Source organism: Ruegeria arenilitoris, from assembly GCF_013030985.1.
Classification (GTDB): domain Bacteria; phylum Pseudomonadota; class Alphaproteobacteria; order Rhodobacterales; family Rhodobacteraceae; genus Ruegeria; species Ruegeria arenilitoris_B.
Genome location: NZ_WPYP01000012.1, coordinates 117173 through 136916, shown reverse-complemented (window position 1 = coordinate 136916; position 19744 = coordinate 117173). Strand labels below are relative to the sequence as shown.

Below are 19744 nucleotides of genomic sequence, written 5' to 3'. Positions count from 1 at the left end.
TGGAGGGCGAACGCAGCAAAGAGGATAACATGGACAAATCCAGCCCCATACTGACCCTGCCTTCCGAACCGCGCGAGTTTGGGTTCTTCCTGGACGGAGATTGGGTGCCTGCCGGGGATCGCGACGTTTTCGAGCGGTCTTCGCCCGGACATGGCGTGCCCGTTACGCGCATCCCGCGTTGCACCGAAGAGGACCTGAATGCCGTGGTTGCCTCGGCCCGGACGGCGTTTGACGACCGTCGGTGGTGCGGCCTGTCCGGTGCCGACCGCGCCGCTGTGTTGCTGAAAGCGGCTGAGCTGATCCGCCAGCGCACGGATGAGATCGCCTATTGGGAAACGCTGGAAAACGGCAAGCCGATCGCTCAGGCACGGGCTGAGGTGACGGGTTGCATCGGCATGTTCGAGTTTGCCGCCGGTCTGGCACGGGCGCTGCATGGCGATAGTTTCAACAACAGCGGTGACGGGGCGATGGGCATCGTCACGCGCGAGCCGGTTGGCGTGGTTGGTCTGATCACGCCGTGGAACTTCCCGTTCCTGATCCTGTGCGAGCGCGTGCCTTACATTCTTGCTTCAGGTTGCACGATTGTCGCCAAACCCTCTGAGGTGACCAGTGCCACCACTCTGATGCTGGCTGAAATCCTGTCCGAAGCCGGTTTGCCCGATGGCGTGTTCAACGTTGTCACCGGATCGGGCAGCGTGATTGGTCAGAAACTGGCCGAGCATATGGACGTGGACATGTTGTCCTTCACCGGTTCGACCGGTGTGGGCCGCTCGGTTGTTGCGGCGGCGGGGCAGAGCAATTTCAAGAAACTCGGGCTGGAACTGGGCGGCAAGAACCCGCAGATCGTGTTTGCCGATGCCGATCTGGAAGACGCCGCGGATGGTGTCGCCTTTGGTATCGCGTTCAACACCGGGCAGTGTTGCGTGTCCGGTGCGCGGTTGCTGGTGGAACGTTCGGTCGCGGACAAGTTCGCCGAAATGGTCGCCGACAAGCTGCGCAAGGTGCGCATCGGTGATCCGCTGGACGAACGCACGCAGGCCGGAGCCATCACCACCGACGCGCAGAACCGAACGATCCTGTCTTACATCGCCAAGGGTCAGGAAGAGGGCGCGACCCTGTTGACCGGCGGCACCAAGCCCGAAATCTCGGGCGGGCAATATATCGATCCGGTCGTCTTTACCGGCGTGACCAACGACATGGTGATCGCCCGCGAAGAGGTTTTCGGCCCGGTTCTGGTTGTGATCCCGTTTGACACGATTGACGAGGCGATCTCGATTGCCAACGATACCGAATACGGTCTGGCGGCCAGTGTCTGGACCAAGAATATCGACAAGGCGCTGACGATTTCCCGCCGCGTTCAGGCGGGGCGGTTCTGGGTCAACACAACTCTGGCCGGCGGGCCCGAGCTGCCGATTGGCGGGTTCAAGGCCTCGGGCTGGGGCCGAGAGGCCGGGATGCACGGGGTCGAGGAATACACGCAGATCAAGTCGATCCATGTTGAGATTGGCAAGCGGTCGCATTGGGTGGAGTGATGGCTGAATCCGGATATGACTATATCATCGTGGGCGGCGGCTCGGCCGGATGCGTTCTGGCCAACCGTCTGACCGAAGACAGCGCGGTCAGGGTGTTGCTGCTAGAGGCAGGCGGCAAGGACAGTCATCCTTTGATCCACATGCCGGTGGGCTTTGCCAAGATGACCGACGGCCCTCATACGTGGGGCTTTACCACGGTGCCGCAGGTCAACGCCAACAATCGCGAGATCCCTTACGCGCAAGGTCGGGTGATCGGCGGCGGCAGTTCGATCAATGCCGAGGTATTCACGCGCGGCAATCCCATCGATTACGACCGCTGGGCCAATGAGGAAGGCTGCGAGGGCTGGGCGTTCAAGGACATCCAGAAATACTTCGTGCTGTCCGAACGCAACGCCATCCTGTCCGGCGACTGGCACGGAACCGAAGGCCCGCTGGGGGTGTCGAACCTCGATGCCCCGCAGAAGATGACCCGGGCCTTCGTGCGCTCTTGCCAGGAAGCGGGTATCCCCTACAACCCGGATTTCAATGGTCCGGTTCAGGAGGGCGCCGGGGTCTATCAGACGACCACGTGGAACGCCAAACGCTGTTCGGCGGCAGTGGGGTATCTGAAACCGGCCCTGTCCCGCCCGAACCTGACCCTGGAAACCGGGTGCCAGGTGCATTGCGTGGTGATCGAGGGCGGCCGGGCCACTGGCGTCGAATACGATCAGGGCGGGCAGATGTGCAAGGCGCGCGCTGATCACGAGGTTCTGGTGACCTCGGGCGCGATCGGGACACCCAAGCTGATGCTGCTATCCGGCGTCGGGCCAGCCGTGCATCTGCGCGAGCACGGGATCGAGGTCAAACAGGACCTGCCGGGCGTTGGTGAGAACCTGAACGACCATTTCGGCATCGACATCGTGGCCGAACTGAACGGCCATCACAGTCTGGACAAGTACAACAAGCCGCATTGGGCGGTTTGGGCCGGTATGCAGTATTACCTGTTCGGTTCGGGGCCAGTGGCGTCGAATGTCGTCGAAGGCGGCGCATTCTGGTACGGGGACAAGTCCGCCCCGGTTCCGGACCTGCAGTTCCATTTCCTGGCCGGCGCGGGTGCTGAGGCTGGTGTGCCAAGCGTGCCCAAAGGCAGCTCGGGGATCACGCTGAACTCTTATACCGTTCGTCCCAAGGCGCGCGGAACCGTGCGGCTGCGGTCAAATCGGATTGAGGACATGCCTCTGGTCGATCCCAATTTCCTTGGGCATCCGGACGATCTGAAAACCTCGGTCGAAGGGGTCAAACACAGCGTGGAAATCTTCCGCCAGAAAAGTCTGCAGAAATACATCCGCCAGATCCGCTTTCCCGATGACAGCGTGAAGACACAAGCCGATTACGAGGCCTACGCGCGCCAATACGGCCGGACATCCTATCATCCCACCTGTACCTGCAAGATGGGTGTGGATGAGATGGCGGTGGTCGACCCGCAGATGCGTGTCCGGGGGATCGACGGTCTGCGGATCTGTGACAGCTCGGCCATGCCAAGCCTGATCGGGTCAAACACCAACGCGCCGACAATCATGATGGCAGAGAAGGCATCAGACATGATCCGGGGCAATCACTGAGTCACAAGGCTCTCAACGGCTTAGGGTATCTCCCCGAAACTGGCGGTGCCGTGATCCGGCACCGCCCTTTTTTCAATCCCACTTGGGCGCCCAGGGCACCAGGTCTTCGCCAACGATCCGGTGGCCGGTGTGGGTTTTGGCGTCTATCCGGTCCATGTCGCTGCTGGACAGGGTGAAATCCATGACATCGAAATTGGCGTCTATATTTGCACGTTTGGTCGACATGGTGTTGATCGAAACGCCCTTCTGCAAAATCCAGCGCAAGACAACCTGTCCGGCGGTCTTGCCATAGGCCTTGCCGATGTCTTCAAAGATTGAGTGTTTGAACACTTCTCCGCGCGCAACCGAGCAGTAGGACGACAGGGGAATACCGGTTTCCGTCGCCGCCGCCAGCAGGGTGTCCTGATTGAGAAGCGGGTGGAATTCGACCTGATTGGTAACCAGCGGCGTGTCGATGATCTTGACCGCATCGCGCATCATCTGAGCGGTGTAATTCGACACGCCGATGTTCTTGGCCAGGCCTTTGGCATGGGCTTGTTCCAGCAGTTTCAGCGACGGGGCGATATCTTCACCGATCGGGGGCCAGTGCAGCAGCAGGACGTCGACATAATCCAGTTGCAGTTTCTTCAGGCTTTCTTCGACCGAGGGCAGAAAGGCCTCTTCGGTGAAGTTGTCGGGGTGAACTTTCGTGGTCACGCAAATTTCATCCCGGTCGAAACCAAGCCCGGCCAGAGCATCACCGGTATCCTTTTCATTCTCATACATTTGTGCGGTGTCGAACGAGCGATACCCAACCTCGGCGGCAATTTTGATCGCGTCGCGAAGCTCGTCGCCGGTCAGGGGATACGTGCCGAATGTGCGCTGATTGGTTTTTTGAAAGTAGATGTTCACGGTGGTCCTCCCAAAGCAAGCCTTAAAGTAACCTACTAGTTACTTAATGTCGGGTCAATTCCCGCGTGCTGCTAATTCCTGTTGATTTTCGTGGCCTGTCACGGCATAAACATATAACCAGTTAGTTACTTTGGTGAGGGTCGCATGACAAAGCAGATGACGGCGCGCGAAGCCGCAAATCTTGTGCCCGACGGGGCGACCGTTGCGGTGAATTCGTCTAGCGGCCTGTGCTGCCCGGATGCGGTTCTCAAAGGTCTTGGCGAGCGTTTTGACGAAGAAGGTGCGCCGCGGGACCTGACGACGATTCACCCTATTGCGGCCGGTGACATGTTTGGCACCAAAGGCGTGGACCATATCGCCAAGCCGGGGCTTTTGACCCGGATCATCGGAGGGTCGTACCCGTCGGGTCCCAGCAAGGCCGAACCGCCATTGGTGTGGCAGATGATCACCGCCGAGCAGGTGCGTGCCTATAATGTGCCGTCGGGCATCATTTTCGACATGCTGCGCGAAGCGGCGGCCAAGCGTCCGGGCGTTCTGACCAAGGTGGGCATGGATACTTTTGTCGATCCCGACATCGAAGGTTGCGCCATGAATGACGCGGCACGTGCCGAACCCATCGTCAAGCGCATGGAGTTCGAGGGTGAGGACTGGCTGTATTTCAAATCCATGGCCCCCAAAGTTGCAATCATCCGTGCGACCACGGCTGACGAAAAAGGCAACCTGAGCTTCGAACACGAAGGCGCCTATCTGGGGGCGATGGAAATGGCGCTGGCAGCGCGCAACAATGGCGGTGTGGTCATCGCTCAGGCCAAGCGCGTTGCCGCCGCCGGCAGTATCCGCCCGCATGACGTGCATGTTCCGGGCATTCTGGTTGATGCCATTGTTGAGGCCCCGGCCCAGCTGCAAACCACGGCCACCGAATATGACCCGGCGATTTCTGGAGAGCTGACGCGCCCGATCGAAAGCTTCCGTGCAGCGGAATTCAATATCGGCAAGGTGATTGCGCGCCGTGTCGCGATGGAGCTGAAGGACGGCTGGGCGGTCAATATCGGCTTTGGCATCTCGGCCAATGTTCCTCGCATTCTGGTCGAGGAAGGGCTTCACGGCTCGGTCACCTGGATGATCGAACAGGGGGCCGTGGGCGGGCTGCCCCTGCTGGATTTCAAGTTTGGTTGTTCCGCCAATGCTGAGGCGTTTGTCCCCTCGCCACATCAATTCTGCTACTTTCAGGCGGGCGGGTTTGATGCGTCGCTCTTGTCCTTCCTCGAAGTCGACAAACACGGCTCAGTCAATGTCTCGCGCCTGTCTGCCATTCCGCATCGGACGGCCGGCGCTGGCGGCTTTGTCGATATTACGGCGCGTGCCCGCAAGATCGTGTTTTCGGGCAACTTCAACGCCGGGGCTAAGATGGCCATTGAAAACGGGCAGGTGAAAATCCTGCAAGAGGGCAAGGTTGCCAAATTTGTGGATGAGGTCGACCAGATTTCCTTCTCTGGCAAGCGCGCCACGGTGCAGGGGCAGGACGTGACCTATGTGACCGAGCGCTGTGTCATCAAGTTGACCGATCAGGGGTTGATGGTCACCGAAATTGCGCCCGGGCTGGACGTGCAGCGCGACGTTCTGGATCAGGCTGCAACGCCTTTGCTGGTTTCGGATGACCTGAAAACCATGGATGCGGCCCTGTTCGACCCGGCGCTGATGGGCCTGGACCTGCCTGCCGCGTGATGGAACATTTTCTGCTGGATATCCGCGACGGGATTGCCCGCCTGACGCTTAACCGGCCCGAGCGTCTGAATGCTCTGACCGAGAAGATGATGGACGATCTGATGGCGCTGTGCCGCCAGATCGAACATGCCGGGGACGCACATGTGGTGATCCTGACCGGGGCTGGAAAAGCCTTTTGTGCAGGCGGCGATATTGACGCCTGGGCGGCGCGGTCCGCGGACGGGTTCGGGCGCCACTGGCTGCGCGATGGGCATCAGGCTCTGGACGCGCTGACACGTTTGCGCCAACCGGTGATTGCGGTTCTGAACGGTGATGTGCTGGGCGGCGGGTTGGAGCTGGCGGCCTGCGCCGATTACCGCATTGCGGAATCGCATATCCGCATCGGACAGCCGGAACCCGCGCTTGGGATCATCCCCGGATGGTCCGGGACGCAGCGCACCGTGCGCCGTTTCGGCTCGCAACTGGTGCGGCGCATGGCGATCTTTGGCGAGGAGTTTTCGGCAATCGACGCCTTGACGGTTGGTCTGGTCGAACAGGTCGTTGAAAAGGGTCAGGGGATTGCCGCCGCAACGGAACTGGCTGACCGGATGCGCCATCGCGGACCGGTCGCGACCGAGCTGGTGAAAATGCTGATCAATGCCGCCGAAGGCGAAGAGCGAGAGCGGGTGTTCGAGGCTCTGGCTGGCCAAATCGCAGCCGCGCAGCCCGAGCTACAGGCCGGGCTGGCCGCGTTCAAAGACCGCAAAAAGGCGAAATTCTGGTAATCGCATCTGGGAAGGAAGAACGAAATGATACGTCATCTGGTGCATTTGCGCTTTGAAAGCGATGTCTCCGAGGCCGAAAAGTCTACGCTCTACAAGGAGCTGGAGGGTTTGAAGGACCATATCGACGGCATTCTCGATTTCCAGAGCCGCAGGAATGTGTCCGTCGAAACCGATCTTGTGCGGGACTTCAACGATATGTTCTGGTTTGATTTCCGGGATGCAGATGTGCGGGATGTCTATCTTGTCGATCCTACTCATCAGGAGATCGGCGGGCGCATCGTCGCAAAAACCGTCGGCGGGCCGGACGGCGTATTTGTCTGCGATATCGAGGTTTGATCGTGGGGCCTAGCAGCAGGTTCTGAAACGGTCGACGATCACATCCAGAACCTCGTTCGGGTCCCGTTTCCACCAATTCTCGGCCGAGAAGATCTCGACCTCGCACAGACCAGCATACCCCGCATCTTCAACGGCGGCGCGCAATGCGTACAGATCGGCAACGCCGTCGCCCATCATGCCCCGGTCCAACAGGACGTCCGAGGTGTCAGCAAGCCAGTCGCACAGGTGATAGCCGAGAATCCGACCCTTGGCGCGGGTCGCGAGCGTGTCGGCCAGTGTTGTGTCCCACCAGACATGGTAGACGTCGATCGCGACACCCACATTGTCCGCGCCAACCGCATCGCAGACGTTCAGCGCATCTGCGGCAGTCATCAGGCAGGTGCGGTTGCCGGCCGTTGCCGGGTTCAATGGCTCAAGGGCCAGTTTGACCCCGCAGCCCGCTGCATAAGGCGCGGCGCGCGCCACACGGTCGGCGAGGATTTTCTGACTTTCCAGAACGCCTTTGGTCCCCGGTTCGGGCCCGCCGGTCACGATGGTCAGAACTTCGGTTTCCAGCGCGGCGGCCTGGTCGATCGACAGGTGAAAATCGTCCATGATCGCTTGGTCGGATGGCAGTGCAAGCGGTCCCGTCAGGAATGGCGTGCGGCACAAGCCAACCACCTGCATGCCCGCGTCACGAACGCGCTGGCCGATCTGGACTGCGCGTCCATCCAGCTCGCGCCGCCAGAAGGTGATCCCGCCATATCCCCTTGCCGCGCAGGCGTCGATCACCTGCTCGGTGCTCCATCCCGCGCCGTAGCCGTCCAGATTGTGACCCAGAGTGGCCGTGTTCAGCGCAAGGGCAGAGTGATCCTGGGTGAAATCACGCATCGCGCTCAGACTCCGTAAAGCTTCAGCATGTGCCTCATGCGTTCAACCGCCAGATCGGGGTCGCGTAGCAACCCGCATTCGTCGGCCATTTTGAAGCAGTCGGTGAAATAGGGCAGGGACCGGGTCGCCTGCGCGCCGTTCAGCATGATGAAGTGGTCCTGAAACCCGTTCAGCCAGGCCAGGAACACAACCCCGGTTTTGTAATACTGAGTTGGCGCTCGGAAGATGTGCCGGGCCAGCGGCACCGTGGGGTCAAGCGTCGCACGGAAGGTTTTGGCGTCTCCTTCGCTCAACTTGCTGACCGCATAGGCGGCTGCCGGGGCAAGGGGGTCAAATATCCCCAGCAGCGCGTGCGAGTGGCCCTGATCGTCGCCTTCGATCAGCTCGGGGTAGTTGAAGTCGTCGCCGGTATACATGCGAACGCCTTCGGGCAGACGACGGCGCATGATGATTTCTTTCCTGGCATCCAGAAGCGAGATCTTGATCCCGTCCACCTTGTCCACATTGGCGCCGATGATCGACAGCGCGGTTTCCAGCGCATCATCGAAGCTGTCCGACCCCCAGTATCCGGCAAGCTGCGGGTCAAACATTTCACCCAGCCAGTGCAGGATGACGGGCTCATCACAGGCAGCCAGCACGTCATTGTAGACTGCGATATAGTCCTCCGGGCCGGTCGCCACCTTCGCCAGCGCGCGCGAAGCCATCAGGATGATACGCCCACCCAGTTTCTGGATTGCTTCGACCTGTTCCAGATAGGCGCGGCGTACGTCGTCCAGCGACTTTGCGTCCGCCGGGTCCAGATGATCCGTGCCACAGCCGTTGCCGACAAGCGCGTCGGGCAGTTCTTCCTTGGTGCGTCGGATCAGTTCAAGCGCGCCGTTCCAGTCCAGCCCCATTCCGCGCTGCGCCGTGTCCATCGCCTCGGCAATGCCCATGCCCATTCCGGCCAGATAGTGGCGGAATTCCATGGTCTTGCCCCAATCCACATGGGCCGGGCCGGTCGGGTCATGATCTCCGAACGGGTCAGCAACAACATGAGCGGCCGAATACAGAATCCGGGCCGAGTTCGGCGTCAGTTTCGATGGCGCGACCGGTGTGCCGACCAGCGCGTAATCATGCAGTTTTCCGGTGGTATCGGGCAGCTGAATTTTCATCGAAATACCTCAGAAACGGGGAACAAGCATTCCGGCATCGGCCGAGATGGCCTGACCGGTTGTGTAGGGAAGTTTGCCACTGGCCAGCGATGCAATGATCCTGCCCATATCCTCGGGCTGGCCGACGCGCGGGAACAGGGTCAACCCGTCCTTGGCGCGCTGGTCATACATCTCGATCACCGGGGCGGTCATGTCGGTGGCGATCAGGCCGGGCTGTACGTCATAGACGGCGATATTTTCCTGTCCCAACCGCACGGCGAAGGTTTTCGAGATCATCGCCGCCGCTGCTTTGGAGGCGCAATACTCGGCGCGGGGAACGGCAACCGCCACCGCGTTCGAGGATGTTACGTTGACGATGCTGTGAAACAGCTTCTCGTCGCGGACGCGCGCAATCAGTCGTTTGGCAAAGGCCTGCGACAGAAAAAACATTGCCTTGGTGTTGATGGCCATGCAGCGGTCGTAACTGGCTTCGCTGACTTCCAACAGATCGCCGCGCTGTATCACACCCACGCCTGCGTTGTTCACCAGGGTTGTCAGCGGGCCGATTTCGGATTCGATGGCGGCGAGGTGGCCGTCATGCGCCCCGATCTCCGAGACATCAAATGCCGCCGCAACCGCAGGCACGCCGAGGGCGCGGATCGTGTCCAATGCGCGCTGCAACTCGTCATCCATCTGGGGGCCGTTTACCGCGATGGCAAACCCTTCACGCGCCAAGGCAACCGCCGCCGCCAGACCGATCCCGCGAGAGGACCCTGTCACAAGTGCTGCGGGCCGGCTCATGCGGCGGCCCCTTTCGACAGCAACTCGCGGGCGATGATCATGCGCTGAATCTGGTTTGTCCCTTCGTAGATCTGGGTGATCTTGGCGTCGCGATACAGGCGTTCGACCTCGAACCCGCGGATATAGCCCGATCCGCCAAAGACCTGTACCGCGTCCGAGGATCGCTGCACCGCCATGTCCCCGGCAAAGCACTTGGCCATCGAGCACGCCTTGGTGGCGTCCTGCCCGGTGTCGATCTTGTAGGCGGCCGAATGGACCAGAAGACGGGCGGCCTCGACATCCTTGGCAATGTCGGCCAGCAGCCACTGGACCCCCTGAAAATCGGCGATGGGCTTGCCGAACTGTTTGCGCTGTTGGGCATAATCGGTCGCGGCCTCAAGCCCTGCCTGACCGATGCCAACCGCCAGCGCGGCGATACCGACGCGGCCCTTGTCCAGAACGCTCATCATCATGTGGAACCCGCGCCCTTCGGCGCCTAGCAGAGCGTCGGCTGGCAGGCGGACATCGTCAAAGGACAGTGGACCAACCTGACTGGCGCGCTGACCCATCTTGATCTCTTTGGGGCCGCGGGTAACGCCGCCGGCGTGCAGATCGACGATGAAGATCGACATGCCACGATGCCCGGCCTCGGGGTCGGTCCGGGCCAGGACAAAGCCGAGATCAGCGACCGGGGCGTTATGAATCCAGATCTTGCCGCCGTTCAGCACCCAGCCGCTGCCATCACGCACCGCCGTGGTGCGAACACCCGACACATCGGTGCCGGCTTCGGGCTCGGTGATGCAATAGGCGGGGCGCAGTCGTGCGGCCAGCATATCCCCCAGCCATTTGCCTTGCTGTTCCGGCGTTCCATGGCGCACCATCAGCGTCGAGACCAGCTCCAGCAATCCGCATTGATCGGCGATTGACGCGTAGCCGCGTGACAGTTCCTCCATCACCAACGCATAGGTGACCGTGTCAAAGCCGGGCCCGCCAAGCTCTTCCGGCACGCCGATGCCGAACAGGCCCAGCTCGGCCATCTGATCATAGATTTCGGCGGGAAAACGCGAGTCGCGATCCAGCTCCTCGGCAGCAGGGCGAATGACATCCTCGGCAAACTGGCGGGTCATATCGCGAACCTGAAGGTGGGTTTCGGTCAGAAACATCTTAGCGCCCCGTAATGTAACTAATTGGTTACTAATACGCGTGCCGGGTGTGGTTCGTCAAGTGGGTTGATTGGTTTCGTTACTTAAGGTAAATAACCAAACAGTTACTTAATGACTGCGCAAATATCGGCGATCCGGTTTGCATTTGGGAGGTTTGCATGAATCCGAACACACTGAACAAGTTTGGCCGGGTGGATCTGAACGTATCCGCCTTTGGCTTTGGTACTGCGCCGATTGGCAACATCTTTCGCGAGATTGACGAGAAAACGTCTGACGCGATGATTCAGCACGCCTGGGACAAAGGCGTTCGGTATTTCGACACTGCGCCGATGTACGGGCACGGCCTGTCCGAAATGCGGACGGGGCACAGCCTGCGTTGGAAGGACCGTGGTGATTTCATCCTGTCGTCCAAGGTTGGCCGGGTGCTGAAACCCGCGCGTCGTCAGGACATCAACTTCGAGCCCTGGACCAATGCCGCGCCATTCACGATGCATTTCGACTATAGCTATGACGGGATCATGCGGTCGTTCGAGGACAGCCTGCAGCGTATGGCGCTGGAGCATATGGATATCTGCTTTATCCACGACATCGACGTATTCACCCGTGGCGCCGAGCAGCCCGAAGTGTTCAAACAGGCCATGGATGAGGCCTGGAAAGCGCTGGAAAGCCTGCGTGATCAGGGTGTCGTCAAGGCGATCGGCGTCGGCGTGAACGAATGGGAAGTGTGCCACGCAGCGCTTGAGCAGCGCGACTTTGACTGCTTCCTGCTGGCCGGGCGCTATACGCTGCTGGAACAGGACGCTTTGGACAAGTTCCTGCCGCTCTGCGAGGAACGCGGTGCTGCAGTGGTGGTCGGTGGCGGTTTCAACTCGGGCATTCTGGCGACGGGTGCCAAGGAAGGGGCCAAGTACAACTACGCCCCGGCCCCGACCGACATCATGGACAAGGTCAGCAAGATCGAAGCCGTCTGTGCCGAATACAACGTGCCGCTGCCCGCCGCCGCGCTACAGTTCGTGGTCGCGCATCCGGCGGTGCCGACTTTCATGGCGGGGACCCGCACGGTCGAGCAGTTGGATCAGAACCTGAACTGGTTCAGCCATGACATTCCGGCCGAGTTCTGGGCGGACCTGAAAACCAAGGGTCTGCTGCGCGAAGATGCTCCGGTTCCGGAATGACCGCTGAACTTCTGACTGCAGGCGTCTATGGCTATCACGATCTGCAGGTCGGGGATGTGATGAAAACCGGGTCTGCCGAGATAACGGCAGACCTGATCGCGGCTTTTGCTGAACTGACCGGCGACAAATATCCGCTGCATCTGGATGACGATGTGGCCCGACAGCTTGGTTACAAAGCGCGGGTGGCGCATGGGCTGCTTGTCCTGTCGGTGGTGGATGGGTTGAAGTTCCAATCAGATGCACGGCCTGACGGGCTGGCCTCGCTGGGGTGGAACTGGCGGTTCGAGCAGCCGGTTATTGCCGGGGATACGATCCGGGCCGAGCTGAATGTCGTGTCAAAACGCGAAACCTCCTCGGGCCGGCGCGGGATCGTGGCCTTCAGGTTCGATGTGTTCAATCAGGCGGGTCAGCGGGTTCAACAGGGCACGAATGAGTTGATCTTCGAACTGTGATCAAAGCCGCAACACTTTAGGATCAAGGGAAAGACATGTCTGTTTCATTCACCAAACGCTTCATCTCGCAAGGTGCTGCAAACCTGGCGGTGCAGGAGGCCCTGGCTCATGCCGCTGAAAACGGGTGGCAGGTTGCGGTCGTTGTTGTTGACCCCGGCGGTCACATGGTTGCGGCCGGGCGCATGGATGGTGCGGCAGCGGCGGTGGCCGATTTCGCGCTGGACAAGGCCAGAACTGCTGTTTTGGGCAAAACCACACGCGCCTTTGCCGAACGCATGTTGTCGGCGCCCGCGTTGCAGATGGGTCTGGCAAATCGCCCCAACCTATGTGCCTGGGATGGCGGGATGCCCATTCTGGAAGAAGGTCAACTTATCGGTGCGATCGGAGTGTCGGGCGCCGCTGGCCCGGACGACATTCTGTGTGCCGAGGCCGGGGTGCGGGCGATTGGTTTGAATGCGTGATGCGTCGAGCAGCTTACCTCAATAGCCGGATACGTCGCGCGAATACTCGTGGTAGATACCGGGATCAAAGATCGAGTTGACGGCCAGTTCACGCTTGGGCCGCAGGTCCTCGGAAAATACCTGGGCCGCGGCGAAAACCTCAGGGGTTACGAACCTCAGGCCTTCGGGCAGGTCGCCCAGCGTTGAGGCCGGATCGTTGGCCGCAAGGTTGTATCCCCAAATCCCGAACGAGGGGATCGACATCTGATAATTCACGACCTGCGGGAAAATCTCGGACAAGGTCTCGGAAACAGTCCAATAGGTATGGGGCGAAAAGAACGGTGAGCTGCTTTGCGTGACCAACACACCATCCTCGGACAGGATGCTCTGGACCATGGCGTAGAACTCGATCGAGTAAAGCTTGGATAACGCCTCGTTATGGGGGTCGGGGAAGTCGATGATGATCCGGTCATAGGTCTGATCGGTGGATTTGACATAGTTGAACGCGTCGGTGTTGTGGACGTTCAGCGACGACGCCTCCATGCTGTTTTCGTTCAGTCGGGCAATCGGGGCCAGATTGCGCCCCAGGTCAGTCATCGCCGGATCCAGATCGACCAGATCAATGCGCGAAACGCTTGGGTATTTCAGGATCTCGCGCACGGCGAGCCCGTCACCTCCGCCCAGCACCAATACGGATTTGGGATCACTATCGCCCCAGGACAGAACCGGGTGAACCAGTGCCTCGTGATAGCGATACTCGTCCGCTTCGGCAAATTGCAGATGGCCATCGATATAGAGGCGTACGTCGTTCTTTTGCCAGGTATTGGTGACCACAAGTGACTGGTATTGCGACTGTTTTCGCCAGACGATACGGTCAAAATACAGGTGGTCCTGCGCAAATGCGGTAATCCGCCCGGCCAGCAAGGTCAGCGCGAATAGCAGAACAATGGTGCCGATCGCGCAGGCCAGCATCCTTTTTGGCGCGTCCAGCTGGTCGCGCAGACACAGAACGCTCAGCAACGCGACCATGGCGTTGGTCAGACCGATGGCGAACGAGGATGAGATCAGCCCAAGGGACGGCAGCAGAAGGATGGGGAACAGAACGGACCCGCCAAGCGCACCGATATAGTCCAGCGAAAGCACATCGGCGATGGATTCCCGCGTGGTGCTGCTTTCGGACAGAACCCGCATCAGCAGGGGAATCTCCAGCCCGACCAGAAACCCGATGGACGAGATGAAGGTGAACATGCCAACCGTGTAAAACCACGGCGCATAGGGAAAGAGCATGAACAGCGACACGCTGCACAGGCCACCGATCAGGGCCAGGATCAGCTCGACCCAGATGAATGTCTGGATCAGATTGCCGTGGAAAAAACGGGATACGTAGGACCCGACCCCCATGGCGAACATGAAGAACCCGATGGTCAGCGAGAACTGATAGACCGAGTTGCCCAGAAGGTAGCTGGACACCGTCCCGATGATCAGTTCGTAGACAATGCCACACAGGGCAACAACAAGGATTGCGCCCAGCAGAACCATTGCCTGCCGGCGGGGCAGGTCCGAGTAACGCGGTGTCAGGGTGTCGGTCATGCAAATATCCGAGAAACTGGAAAGCCCGGCACGATTGATGCGCCGGGCCCTGTTGGGGTGTGATGTCTGCGCGGTGCTTATTTACCTGTGCGCAATCCGCCCGAGCGGGCGCTGCGCGGGGCCGAATAGCTGGTGCGCGGGGTCACGGTCCGGTTGTTGAAGCTGGCGGCGGAGATGCCGGCCGAACGCTGGCGGCCGATCAGGTTGCCAATCAGCGCGCCGGCCAGGAATCCTGCGCCCGAGAATCGCAGTCCAGCGGATTGACCGGTGGTGTCGGTGGCGATCAGGCGGTTGTTGGCCTCGTCGATCTCGATGGTGAATATCTCTCCTTCACCGGAATCACGAATACCGTTTGCGTTCGGGTCGGCATAGCCCGAGAATTTGGCGTCGGACAGAATATCCAGACCCAGAGGCTCGTCGTAAAAACGCGGTTCCGTATTCATTACCTGCGTCAGATAGTCCGTGAATTCATCGACCTGCTCGTCCGAGGCTTCGGCGATGCTGTTGGCGTCCAGATACTCTTGGTATTGGATGATGGCGAATTCCGTGCGGTCCAGAACCTGCCCGAGATCAGCGGTCTGTTCCGATTTCGGGGACAAAAAGATCGAATAGGCCGCAAAGCCCAGAACGCCGACAATGACGATCGTTTTCAGATTACCAAACATTGAATGCTCCTATGTATTTTTGGTTGTTCCTGAATCACTGCTCCACCAGACCTGATGCAGGTCCTTGCCGTAGAACTCTTTGAGTTCACCGCATTTTTGCAGGCCCTGCGCTTGCAGGTCGGCTGCATTGGCGTCGGACAGGTCGGATGGGATGGCCAGAACGGCCATGCGGTATTTCTGACTGCGCGCCAGCGACAGCTGTTGCTCCAGCCCGCTGAGCCCGGCGTTGGTTTCGCGCCAGCGCAGGCCCGCCACATCGTCGGTTTCGGGGGCTTTGTGGATCTCGAAGATCGACAGGCCGGTATTCGGAGACGGCTCTATGCGCGGCGTCTCAGATGCCTCGGGGTTCTCCAGCCCATAGACGATCTTGGCTTCGTTCGGGCCATGGTACCCGGGTACGGTCAATTCGACGGAGGCACCGAACTCTTCATAGAGTTTATGTGCGGCGGCGTAGAGTTTCTTGCCGAACTCTTCATAGTCGCTGGTTTCGATGAAAATCTTGCGCACTTGCAGCTGCGCCAGCTTTCCCAGCAGGTCGTTCAGCATCAGCGCGCCCAGACCCTTGCCGGTATGGGCCTGATCCAGATAGGTCCAGGACAGCCACGCGACGTCCGGCACATCTTCGTCCAGGCTATAGCCGATCAGCCCAAGCACGTTGCCCTTTTCCTGTAGGACGAACATGTTGTCCGTTCCCTCTTCCAGAAACTTGCTTTCAGCTTCGGTCGCGTCATCCTCATCGGTCTGTGCGATGATCTGGATGGCCGGAGACACATGCCGCCATTCCATAGGTTTGAGCTTTGGCCCACTCGAGCCGAAAAGGGCGCTAAACATGGCCAGTCCTCCGCCGATCAAGGCGCTTGTGATGTGGGTGAAAACGGCGATCTGAGGGTGCAGGAACAACCACTCGGCCCCCAGAACGATGCAGATCAAGGCCAGCGTCCAGCCGCGCCGTTCCGGCGGGCTTGCGACGATCAGGCCATAGGAAACCAGACCGTAGGCAACACCGGACAGGCCGACAAACCCCGGTCCGGCCAGCACCAACTCGGCGGTTGTTCCGGCCAAGGCGAACAGGGCGACAAGGCCCAATGTGCGGAGCCAGCCCAGAACGGGTTCGGTAAAGCTGCCGCCAACTAGGATCAGCAGGCAATTGAGGGTCAGGTGGCTCAGATTGCCGTGCCGAAACGTGAACAGCAGATGATCCGGGAAAGTTTCGATTGGCCCGGAATACCGGACCGGACCCAGCAAAGCATATCCCGCAATCGCGCTGAGTATGAGGCCTATCGTAACCGGGCATCTGCGCAGCTCTTCCATTCGCCTTTCAGAAGCCCGCCACGGCGAGCCGGGGTGTCGCGTGACCAATCAGGCCACGGCGTATGGACTGCACGTTGACGCGTTGCGGGCGGAAATAGGATTTCAGAACGTCCAGACTGAGCTGTGGTTTGGCATCGCCGCACATGAAGATATCGATGGCGGCATATCCATGTTCGGGCCAGGTGTGGACCGAGATATGCGACTCGGCCAGCAGCGCGACCCCGGTGAACCCCGCCCGCTGCCCAAAATCATGGGTATTCACACCCAGAACATGCGCTTTGGCAGCAATCGCGGCACGTCTCAGGGCATCTTCGGCGGGAACGGGATCATAAAGCGCACTTGCGTCGAAAAAATCTGCTATAAGGTGTGTACCCAAAGAAGACGAAGAACCGTCCATAAAAAACCAGCGCCCCAAAACTCAAACTATTGAGCCATGTCTAATATGTTGTTCCGTTTCGTCAATCTCAGTTTGAGTGCTTCCTCGGCTTATCGTCTTTCAGTGATGCAAATGCACAACCATCGAGAGATGTGGCGGCACAAACGGTTGCCAGATGCGACTGGAACAATCGGTTTTTTGATGCCGCGCAACGCCACGCTGTTTGATCAAACTGTATCGGGCTGAGCAGAGCCGTGCGGCGATGCGCCTTGGGCGCACCTCCGCTCTGGGTTTTTTAATTACCTATCCACGCCCGCGATAGGGCGGCACGCCCTGATCGGGAATCCAGACGTGATCGGGTGTGGCGCCGGTTTGCCAGAAGACATCAATGGGAATACCACCGCGCGGATACCAGTAGCCACCAATGCGCAGCCACCGCGGGTCCAGGAACTCGACCAGACGGCGGGCGATGGACACGGTGCAATCCTCATGAAACGCGCCATGGTTGCGGAATGATCCCAGAAACAGTTTCAGGGATTTCGATTCCACCAGCCAATCGCCCGGCACATAGTCGATCACCAGATGGGCAAAATCCGGCTGTCCGGTCATCGGGCAGAGCGAGGTGAACTCGGGCGCGGTGAAGCGCACGCAATAATCGATATCGGCCTGCGGGTTCTGCACCCGCTCAAGCTCTGCCTGCTCGGGCGAGGCCGGCAGTTCGGTCTTCCCGCCCAGCTGGGTCAGGTCGCTGTAAATGGTTTCCATCATGTGCTCCTTTCGGGGTCAGACCCCGCGTTTGTTGCCCCATAACAGGACGTGCAGTTGCGGCAGGACCCGTGGCGTGAACCAGCCATCGGCGGTCACCTTTTCCACCAGCCACAGCAACCGGTCCGACAGGGTTTGCGGATCGACCGGCAGGTCGGGATCGACCACGGCATTGCCTGGTTGCAGATAAAGCGGCAGCGCCGGATAGCGGTCAGCCACGGCGCGGGCCCAGTTATAATCGGCCTCATCGAAGATCACGATTTTCATCACCACCTTCGGGCCATCCTGCGCGGCCTCGATACAGGCCGCGAAGGCGTTCCAGTCCACGTCTTCACCGCTCGACGGCGGCTTCGGGCTGAGGACCAGCGTGTCCAGTTCGCCGAACCATGGCTTTGCGATCGAGCCCTGAGTTTCGCAGGCAAACCGATACCCTTTGGCCCGGCCACGCGCGATCAGCGGGGCAAAGTCCTGAATGACCGGGTTGCCCCCGGACAGCGACACGGTCAGAGGCCGCCCGCCCGACAAGGCGTGCACCCGGTCCCAGACCGCATCCGTGGACATCGCGGCCCAATCGTGACGATAGGCGGTGTCGACCGCGTGCAGGCTATCGCACCAGCTGCAACGATAGTCACAACCACCGGTGCGCACGAACACGGTCGGCTCTCCGATCAGCGCGCCTTCGCCCTGAATCGTGGGGCCGAAAATCTCGGAAATGCGCAGGCGGGTCATGGGCGGTACTCGGCCCATGTCTTTGGCGTTTCGCTGACCCTTACGGCGGTGGTTTCCGGCCAGCGCGCGGCGCACCAGTCAAAGAAATGACGCGCCATGTTCTCGGCCGTGGTCAGAATGTTCATCACGTCGTTCAGGTGGCGATGATCGAAGGTTTCGTCGATATAAGTCTTGAGAGGTTTCAACTCGCCATAGTCGCGCACGAACCCGTCGGCGTTCAGCTCGGGCGCGGCCAGCTCGACCTCGACAATATAGTTGTGCCCGTGCATCCGCGCGCATTGGTGGTCATCGGGCAAATGGGTCAATTGGTGCGAGGCGGAGAAATGGAACTCTTTGGTAATCCGGTACATCAGGCAGTTTCCTTCTGCGCCGTCGCTGCGACCCAGAAATCGGGATCTTCATAGGTGGTCGGGTCTGCGACACCGGCCAGATGGAATGCCTCACGCCGTTCAACGCAGGTACCGCAGCGCCCGCAGTGAAGTTCGCCGCCCTTGTAGCAGGACCAGGTTTGCGCAAAAGTTGTATCCACACGCGCGCCTTCGGTCACGATGTCGGCCTTGCTGCGATGGACAAACGGCGTGAACAGCGACACATCCGCATAGCCGTCCAGCGCGTGTTTCTGCATCGTCTCGAAGGCCTGCGTGAAGGTTGGGCGGCAGTCGGGGTAGATAAAGTGATCCCCGCCATGCACCGCCGTCGCCACTGCATCTGCCCCGCGTGCTGCGGCGGCCCCAAAGGCCACGGTCAGCATGATCGCGTTTCGGTTGGGCACCACGGTCACGCGCATACTGTTCTCGGCATAATGCCCGTCGGGCACGTCCACATCGTCGGTCAGCGCCGATCCGGTCAGTACCGCCCCGACCGAGCGCAGGTCGATGATGTCATGGGGCACACCCAGCCGCTGCGCGCAGAGTGCGGCATAGTCCAGCTCTTTGCGATGACGCTGGCCATAGTCAAAGGAAATCAAGCCCGTCAGCTGGTGATCGCGCGCAACCATATGTGCCAGCGACACCGAATCCAGCCCGCCCGAGCAGATTACGATCGTTTTCATGTTTTGAACCCTTGTTTTGTTACCCGGGTAGGCTGCGACCGGGATGCATCCTGTTATACCCGGGAACCGGGCGTGCCAAGTCACATTTGCGCAATGTTGCCCTGTACGTCATCCGCACGACAGGGCAGGGCGCGTGCCTTCTTGCGCTTGCCCCGGTTTCAGCATGGCAGCATCGTTTGTTTTCCATGACACTGAAGGTGACGCCGGGTATTCGATCAGGCTTCATCCGCTGGTCACGGACAACATGGCCACCAAGTTCCGGACACGCCTGGCCTTTCCGACCGAGTTCGCAGAGGCCACGCGTCCTATGGCTGCGACACTTGATGCCCGAATGTCGCTCGATGTTGGCGATTGCGGCGCATATGTGGATCTGCGCATGGACTGACCACAACCCC

Annotated in this window: 22 protein-coding genes; 9 read left to right on the top strand and 13 right to left on the bottom strand. The window is 60.0% G+C overall.

Features of this window, described 5'->3' with window-relative positions; all coding sequences use genetic code 11:
* The first annotated feature begins 29 nt into the window (after positions 1 to 29).
* Together GOX88_RS20510 and GOX88_RS20505 are read left to right on the top strand one after the other, a co-directional pair.
* Positions 30 to 1532, top strand: a complete 1503-nt coding sequence (locus GOX88_RS20510; protein ID WP_170406331.1) for an aldehyde dehydrogenase family protein — start codon at positions 30 to 32, stop codon at positions 1530 to 1532.
* A complete protein-coding gene (locus GOX88_RS20505; protein ID WP_170406328.1) occupies positions 1532 to 3133 on the top strand; it encodes a GMC family oxidoreductase in 1602 nt (533 codons plus the stop codon). Before GOX88_RS20510 ends, GOX88_RS20505 begins: the two co-directional genes overlap by 1 nt.
* 72 nt (positions 3134 to 3205) lie before the next feature.
* Here the strand turns inward: GOX88_RS20505 and GOX88_RS20500 are convergent, their stop codons facing one another.
* Positions 3206 to 4024 (bottom strand): aldo/keto reductase, encoded by an 819-nt coding sequence (locus GOX88_RS20500; RefSeq protein WP_170406325.1) that lies wholly within the window; start codon positions 4022 to 4024, stop codon positions 3206 to 3208.
* Positions 4025 to 4168: 144 nt separating this feature from the next.
* Here GOX88_RS20500 and GOX88_RS20495 point away from each other — a divergent pair, with 144 nt between their 5' ends.
* Genes GOX88_RS20495 through GOX88_RS20485 form a run of 3 tightly spaced genes read left to right on the top strand, consistent with a single transcriptional unit; the run spans position 4169 to position 6849 of the window.
* Positions 4169 to 5749, top strand: a complete 1581-nt coding sequence (locus GOX88_RS20495) for an acyl CoA:acetate/3-ketoacid CoA transferase (protein ID WP_170406322.1) — start codon at positions 4169 to 4171, stop codon at positions 5747 to 5749.
* Complete coding sequence (locus GOX88_RS20490) at positions 5749 to 6513, top strand: enoyl-CoA hydratase/isomerase family protein (protein ID WP_170406319.1); 765 nt, start codon at positions 5749 to 5751, stop codon at positions 6511 to 6513. The genes GOX88_RS20495 and GOX88_RS20490 overlap by 1 nt, the downstream gene beginning before the upstream one ends.
* A 24-nt stretch (positions 6514 to 6537) precedes the next feature.
* Positions 6538 to 6849 (top strand): Dabb family protein, encoded by a 312-nt coding sequence (locus tag GOX88_RS20485; protein WP_170406316.1) that lies wholly within the window; start codon positions 6538 to 6540, stop codon positions 6847 to 6849.
* 9 nt (positions 6850 to 6858) lie between these two features.
* Here GOX88_RS20485 and GOX88_RS20480 read toward each other — a convergent pair whose 3' ends face one another.
* Genes GOX88_RS20480 through GOX88_RS20465 form a run of 4 tightly spaced genes read right to left on the bottom strand, consistent with a single transcriptional unit; the run spans position 6859 to position 10795 of the window.
* Positions 6859 to 7719, bottom strand: coding sequence for a sugar phosphate isomerase/epimerase family protein (locus GOX88_RS20480; protein ID WP_170406313.1), 861 nt, complete (start codon positions 7717 to 7719; stop codon positions 6859 to 6861).
* Positions 7720 to 7724: 5 nt separating this feature from the next.
* Complete coding sequence (locus GOX88_RS20475; RefSeq protein WP_170406311.1) at positions 7725 to 8873, bottom strand: dihydrodipicolinate synthase family protein; 1149 nt, start codon at positions 8871 to 8873, stop codon at positions 7725 to 7727.
* A 9-nt stretch (positions 8874 to 8882) separates the two neighbouring features.
* The gene (locus tag GOX88_RS20470) at positions 8883 to 9653 is read right to left on the bottom strand and encodes a 3-ketoacyl-ACP reductase (RefSeq protein WP_170406308.1); all 771 of its coding nucleotides are present in this window, start codon (positions 9651 to 9653) and stop codon (positions 8883 to 8885) included.
* Complete coding sequence (locus GOX88_RS20465; RefSeq protein WP_170406306.1) at positions 9650 to 10795, bottom strand: acyl-CoA dehydrogenase family protein; 1146 nt, start codon at positions 10793 to 10795, stop codon at positions 9650 to 9652. Before GOX88_RS20465 ends, GOX88_RS20470 begins: the two co-directional genes overlap by 4 nt.
* Positions 10796 to 10953: 158 nt before the next feature.
* Between GOX88_RS20465 and GOX88_RS20460 the strand changes: the two genes are divergently transcribed.
* The 3 genes from GOX88_RS20460 to GOX88_RS20450 are packed head-to-tail and all read left to right on the top strand — an operon-like array spanning position 10954 to position 12883.
* Entirely contained in the window at positions 10954 to 11970 is a 1017-nt protein-coding gene (locus GOX88_RS20460) for an aldo/keto reductase (protein WP_170406302.1), read from the top strand.
* The gene (locus GOX88_RS20455) at positions 11967 to 12422 is read left to right on the top strand and encodes a MaoC family dehydratase (protein WP_170406298.1); all 456 of its coding nucleotides are present in this window, start codon (positions 11967 to 11969) and stop codon (positions 12420 to 12422) included. Before GOX88_RS20460 ends, GOX88_RS20455 begins: the two co-directional genes overlap by 4 nt.
* A 35-nt stretch (positions 12423 to 12457) precedes the next feature.
* Positions 12458 to 12883 (top strand): GlcG/HbpS family heme-binding protein, encoded by a 426-nt coding sequence (locus GOX88_RS20450; protein WP_170406296.1) that lies wholly within the window; start codon positions 12458 to 12460, stop codon positions 12881 to 12883.
* A gap of 18 nt (positions 12884 to 12901) precedes the next feature.
* Here GOX88_RS20450 and GOX88_RS20445 read toward each other — a convergent pair whose 3' ends face one another.
* The 8 genes from GOX88_RS20445 to queC all read right to left on the bottom strand — a co-directional run bounded on the left by GOX88_RS20445 (position 12902) and on the right by queC (position 19349).
* Entirely contained in the window at positions 12902 to 14452 is a 1551-nt protein-coding gene (locus GOX88_RS20445) for a polyamine aminopropyltransferase (protein WP_170406294.1), read from the bottom strand.
* A 77-nt stretch (positions 14453 to 14529) separates the two neighbouring features.
* Entirely contained in the window at positions 14530 to 15117 is a 588-nt protein-coding gene (locus GOX88_RS20440; RefSeq protein WP_170406291.1) for a hypothetical protein, read from the bottom strand.
* 9 nt (positions 15118 to 15126) lie between these two features.
* On the bottom strand, positions 15127 to 16428 hold the full coding sequence (locus GOX88_RS20435; protein ID WP_170406288.1) for a GNAT family N-acetyltransferase: 1302 nt from the start codon (positions 16426 to 16428) through the stop codon (positions 15127 to 15129).
* Positions 16429 to 16435: 7 nt separating this feature from the next.
* Entirely contained in the window at positions 16436 to 16825 is a 390-nt protein-coding gene (speD, locus tag GOX88_RS20430; protein WP_170406285.1) for an adenosylmethionine decarboxylase, read from the bottom strand.
* 282 nt (positions 16826 to 17107) lie between these two features.
* Positions 17108 to 17572 carry a preQ(1) synthase gene (gene queF / locus GOX88_RS20420; protein WP_170327616.1) on the bottom strand — a complete coding sequence of 155 codons (465 nt, stop codon included), beginning with the start codon at positions 17570 to 17572 and terminating at the stop codon, positions 17108 to 17110.
* Between the two features lie 15 nt (positions 17573 to 17587).
* Entirely contained in the window at positions 17588 to 18298 is a 711-nt protein-coding gene (gene queE, locus GOX88_RS20415) for a 7-carboxy-7-deazaguanine synthase QueE (RefSeq protein ID WP_170406279.1), read from the bottom strand.
* A complete protein-coding gene (gene queD / locus GOX88_RS20410) occupies positions 18295 to 18648 on the bottom strand; it encodes a 6-carboxytetrahydropterin synthase QueD (RefSeq protein WP_170406277.1) in 354 nt (117 codons plus the stop codon). Before queD ends, queE begins: the two co-directional genes overlap by 4 nt.
* Positions 18648 to 19349 (bottom strand): 7-cyano-7-deazaguanine synthase QueC, encoded by a 702-nt coding sequence (gene queC / locus GOX88_RS20405; protein ID WP_170406275.1) that lies wholly within the window; start codon positions 19347 to 19349, stop codon positions 18648 to 18650. The genes queD and queC overlap by 1 nt, the downstream gene beginning before the upstream one ends.
* A gap of 163 nt (positions 19350 to 19512) precedes the next feature.
* Between queC and GOX88_RS20400 the strand changes: the two genes are divergently transcribed.
* Positions 19513 to 19734: a hypothetical protein gene (locus GOX88_RS20400; protein ID WP_170406270.1), complete on the top strand. Its 222-nt coding sequence runs from the start codon at positions 19513 to 19515 to the stop codon at positions 19732 to 19734.
* The last annotated feature ends 10 nt before the right edge of the window (positions 19735 to 19744 follow it).

What these genes read in the sequence shown, in the direction of transcription:
- GOX88_RS20450 (WP_170406296.1), top strand. Translation starts at nt 12,458, where the DNA reads ATGTCTGTTTCATTCACCAAACGCTTCATCTCGCAAGGTGCTGCAAAC.
- GOX88_RS20470 (WP_170406308.1), bottom strand. Translation starts at nt 9,653, where the DNA reads ATGAGCCGGCCCGCAGCACTTGTGACAGGGTCCTCTCGCGGGATCGGT.
- GOX88_RS20440 (WP_170406291.1), bottom strand. Translation starts at nt 15,117, where the DNA reads ATGTTTGGTAATCTGAAAACGATCGTCATTGTCGGCGTTCTGGGCTTT.
- queC (WP_170406275.1), bottom strand. Translation starts at nt 19,349, where the DNA reads ATGAAAACGATCGTAATCTGCTCGGGCGGGCTGGATTCGGTGTCGCTG.
- GOX88_RS20480 (WP_170406313.1), bottom strand. Translation starts at nt 7,719, where the DNA reads ATGCGTGATTTCACCCAGGATCACTCTGCCCTTGCGCTGAACACGGCC.
- queF (WP_170327616.1), bottom strand. Translation starts at nt 17,572, where the DNA reads ATGATGGAAACCATTTACAGCGACCTGACCCAGCTGGGCGGGAAGACC.
- GOX88_RS20510 (WP_170406331.1), top strand. Translation starts at nt 30, where the DNA reads ATGGACAAATCCAGCCCCATACTGACCCTGCCTTCCGAACCGCGCGAG.
- GOX88_RS20475 (WP_170406311.1), bottom strand. Translation starts at nt 8,873, where the DNA reads ATGAAAATTCAGCTGCCCGATACCACCGGAAAACTGCATGATTACGCG.
- GOX88_RS20400 (WP_170406270.1), top strand. Translation starts at nt 19,513, where the DNA reads ATGGCAGCATCGTTTGTTTTCCATGACACTGAAGGTGACGCCGGGTAT.
- GOX88_RS20505 (WP_170406328.1), top strand. Translation starts at nt 1,532, where the DNA reads ATGGCTGAATCCGGATATGACTATATCATCGTGGGCGGCGGCTCGGCC.
- GOX88_RS20485 (WP_170406316.1), top strand. Translation starts at nt 6,538, where the DNA reads ATGATACGTCATCTGGTGCATTTGCGCTTTGAAAGCGATGTCTCCGAG.
- GOX88_RS20455 (WP_170406298.1), top strand. Translation starts at nt 11,967, where the DNA reads ATGACCGCTGAACTTCTGACTGCAGGCGTCTATGGCTATCACGATCTG.
- queE (WP_170406279.1), bottom strand. Translation starts at nt 18,298, where the DNA reads ATGACCCGCCTGCGCATTTCCGAGATTTTCGGCCCCACGATTCAGGGC.
- GOX88_RS20490 (WP_170406319.1), top strand. Translation starts at nt 5,749, where the DNA reads ATGGAACATTTTCTGCTGGATATCCGCGACGGGATTGCCCGCCTGACG.
- queD (WP_170406277.1), bottom strand. Translation starts at nt 18,648, where the DNA reads ATGTACCGGATTACCAAAGAGTTCCATTTCTCCGCCTCGCACCAATTG.
- GOX88_RS20435 (WP_170406288.1), bottom strand. Translation starts at nt 16,428, where the DNA reads ATGGAAGAGCTGCGCAGATGCCCGGTTACGATAGGCCTCATACTCAGC.
- GOX88_RS20495 (WP_170406322.1), top strand. Translation starts at nt 4,169, where the DNA reads ATGACAAAGCAGATGACGGCGCGCGAAGCCGCAAATCTTGTGCCCGAC.
- GOX88_RS20465 (WP_170406306.1), bottom strand. Translation starts at nt 10,795, where the DNA reads ATGTTTCTGACCGAAACCCACCTTCAGGTTCGCGATATGACCCGCCAG.
- GOX88_RS20460 (WP_170406302.1), top strand. Translation starts at nt 10,954, where the DNA reads ATGAATCCGAACACACTGAACAAGTTTGGCCGGGTGGATCTGAACGTA.
- GOX88_RS20445 (WP_170406294.1), bottom strand. Translation starts at nt 14,452, where the DNA reads ATGACCGACACCCTGACACCGCGTTACTCGGACCTGCCCCGCCGGCAG.
- speD (WP_170406285.1), bottom strand. Translation starts at nt 16,825, where the DNA reads ATGGACGGTTCTTCGTCTTCTTTGGGTACACACCTTATAGCAGATTTT.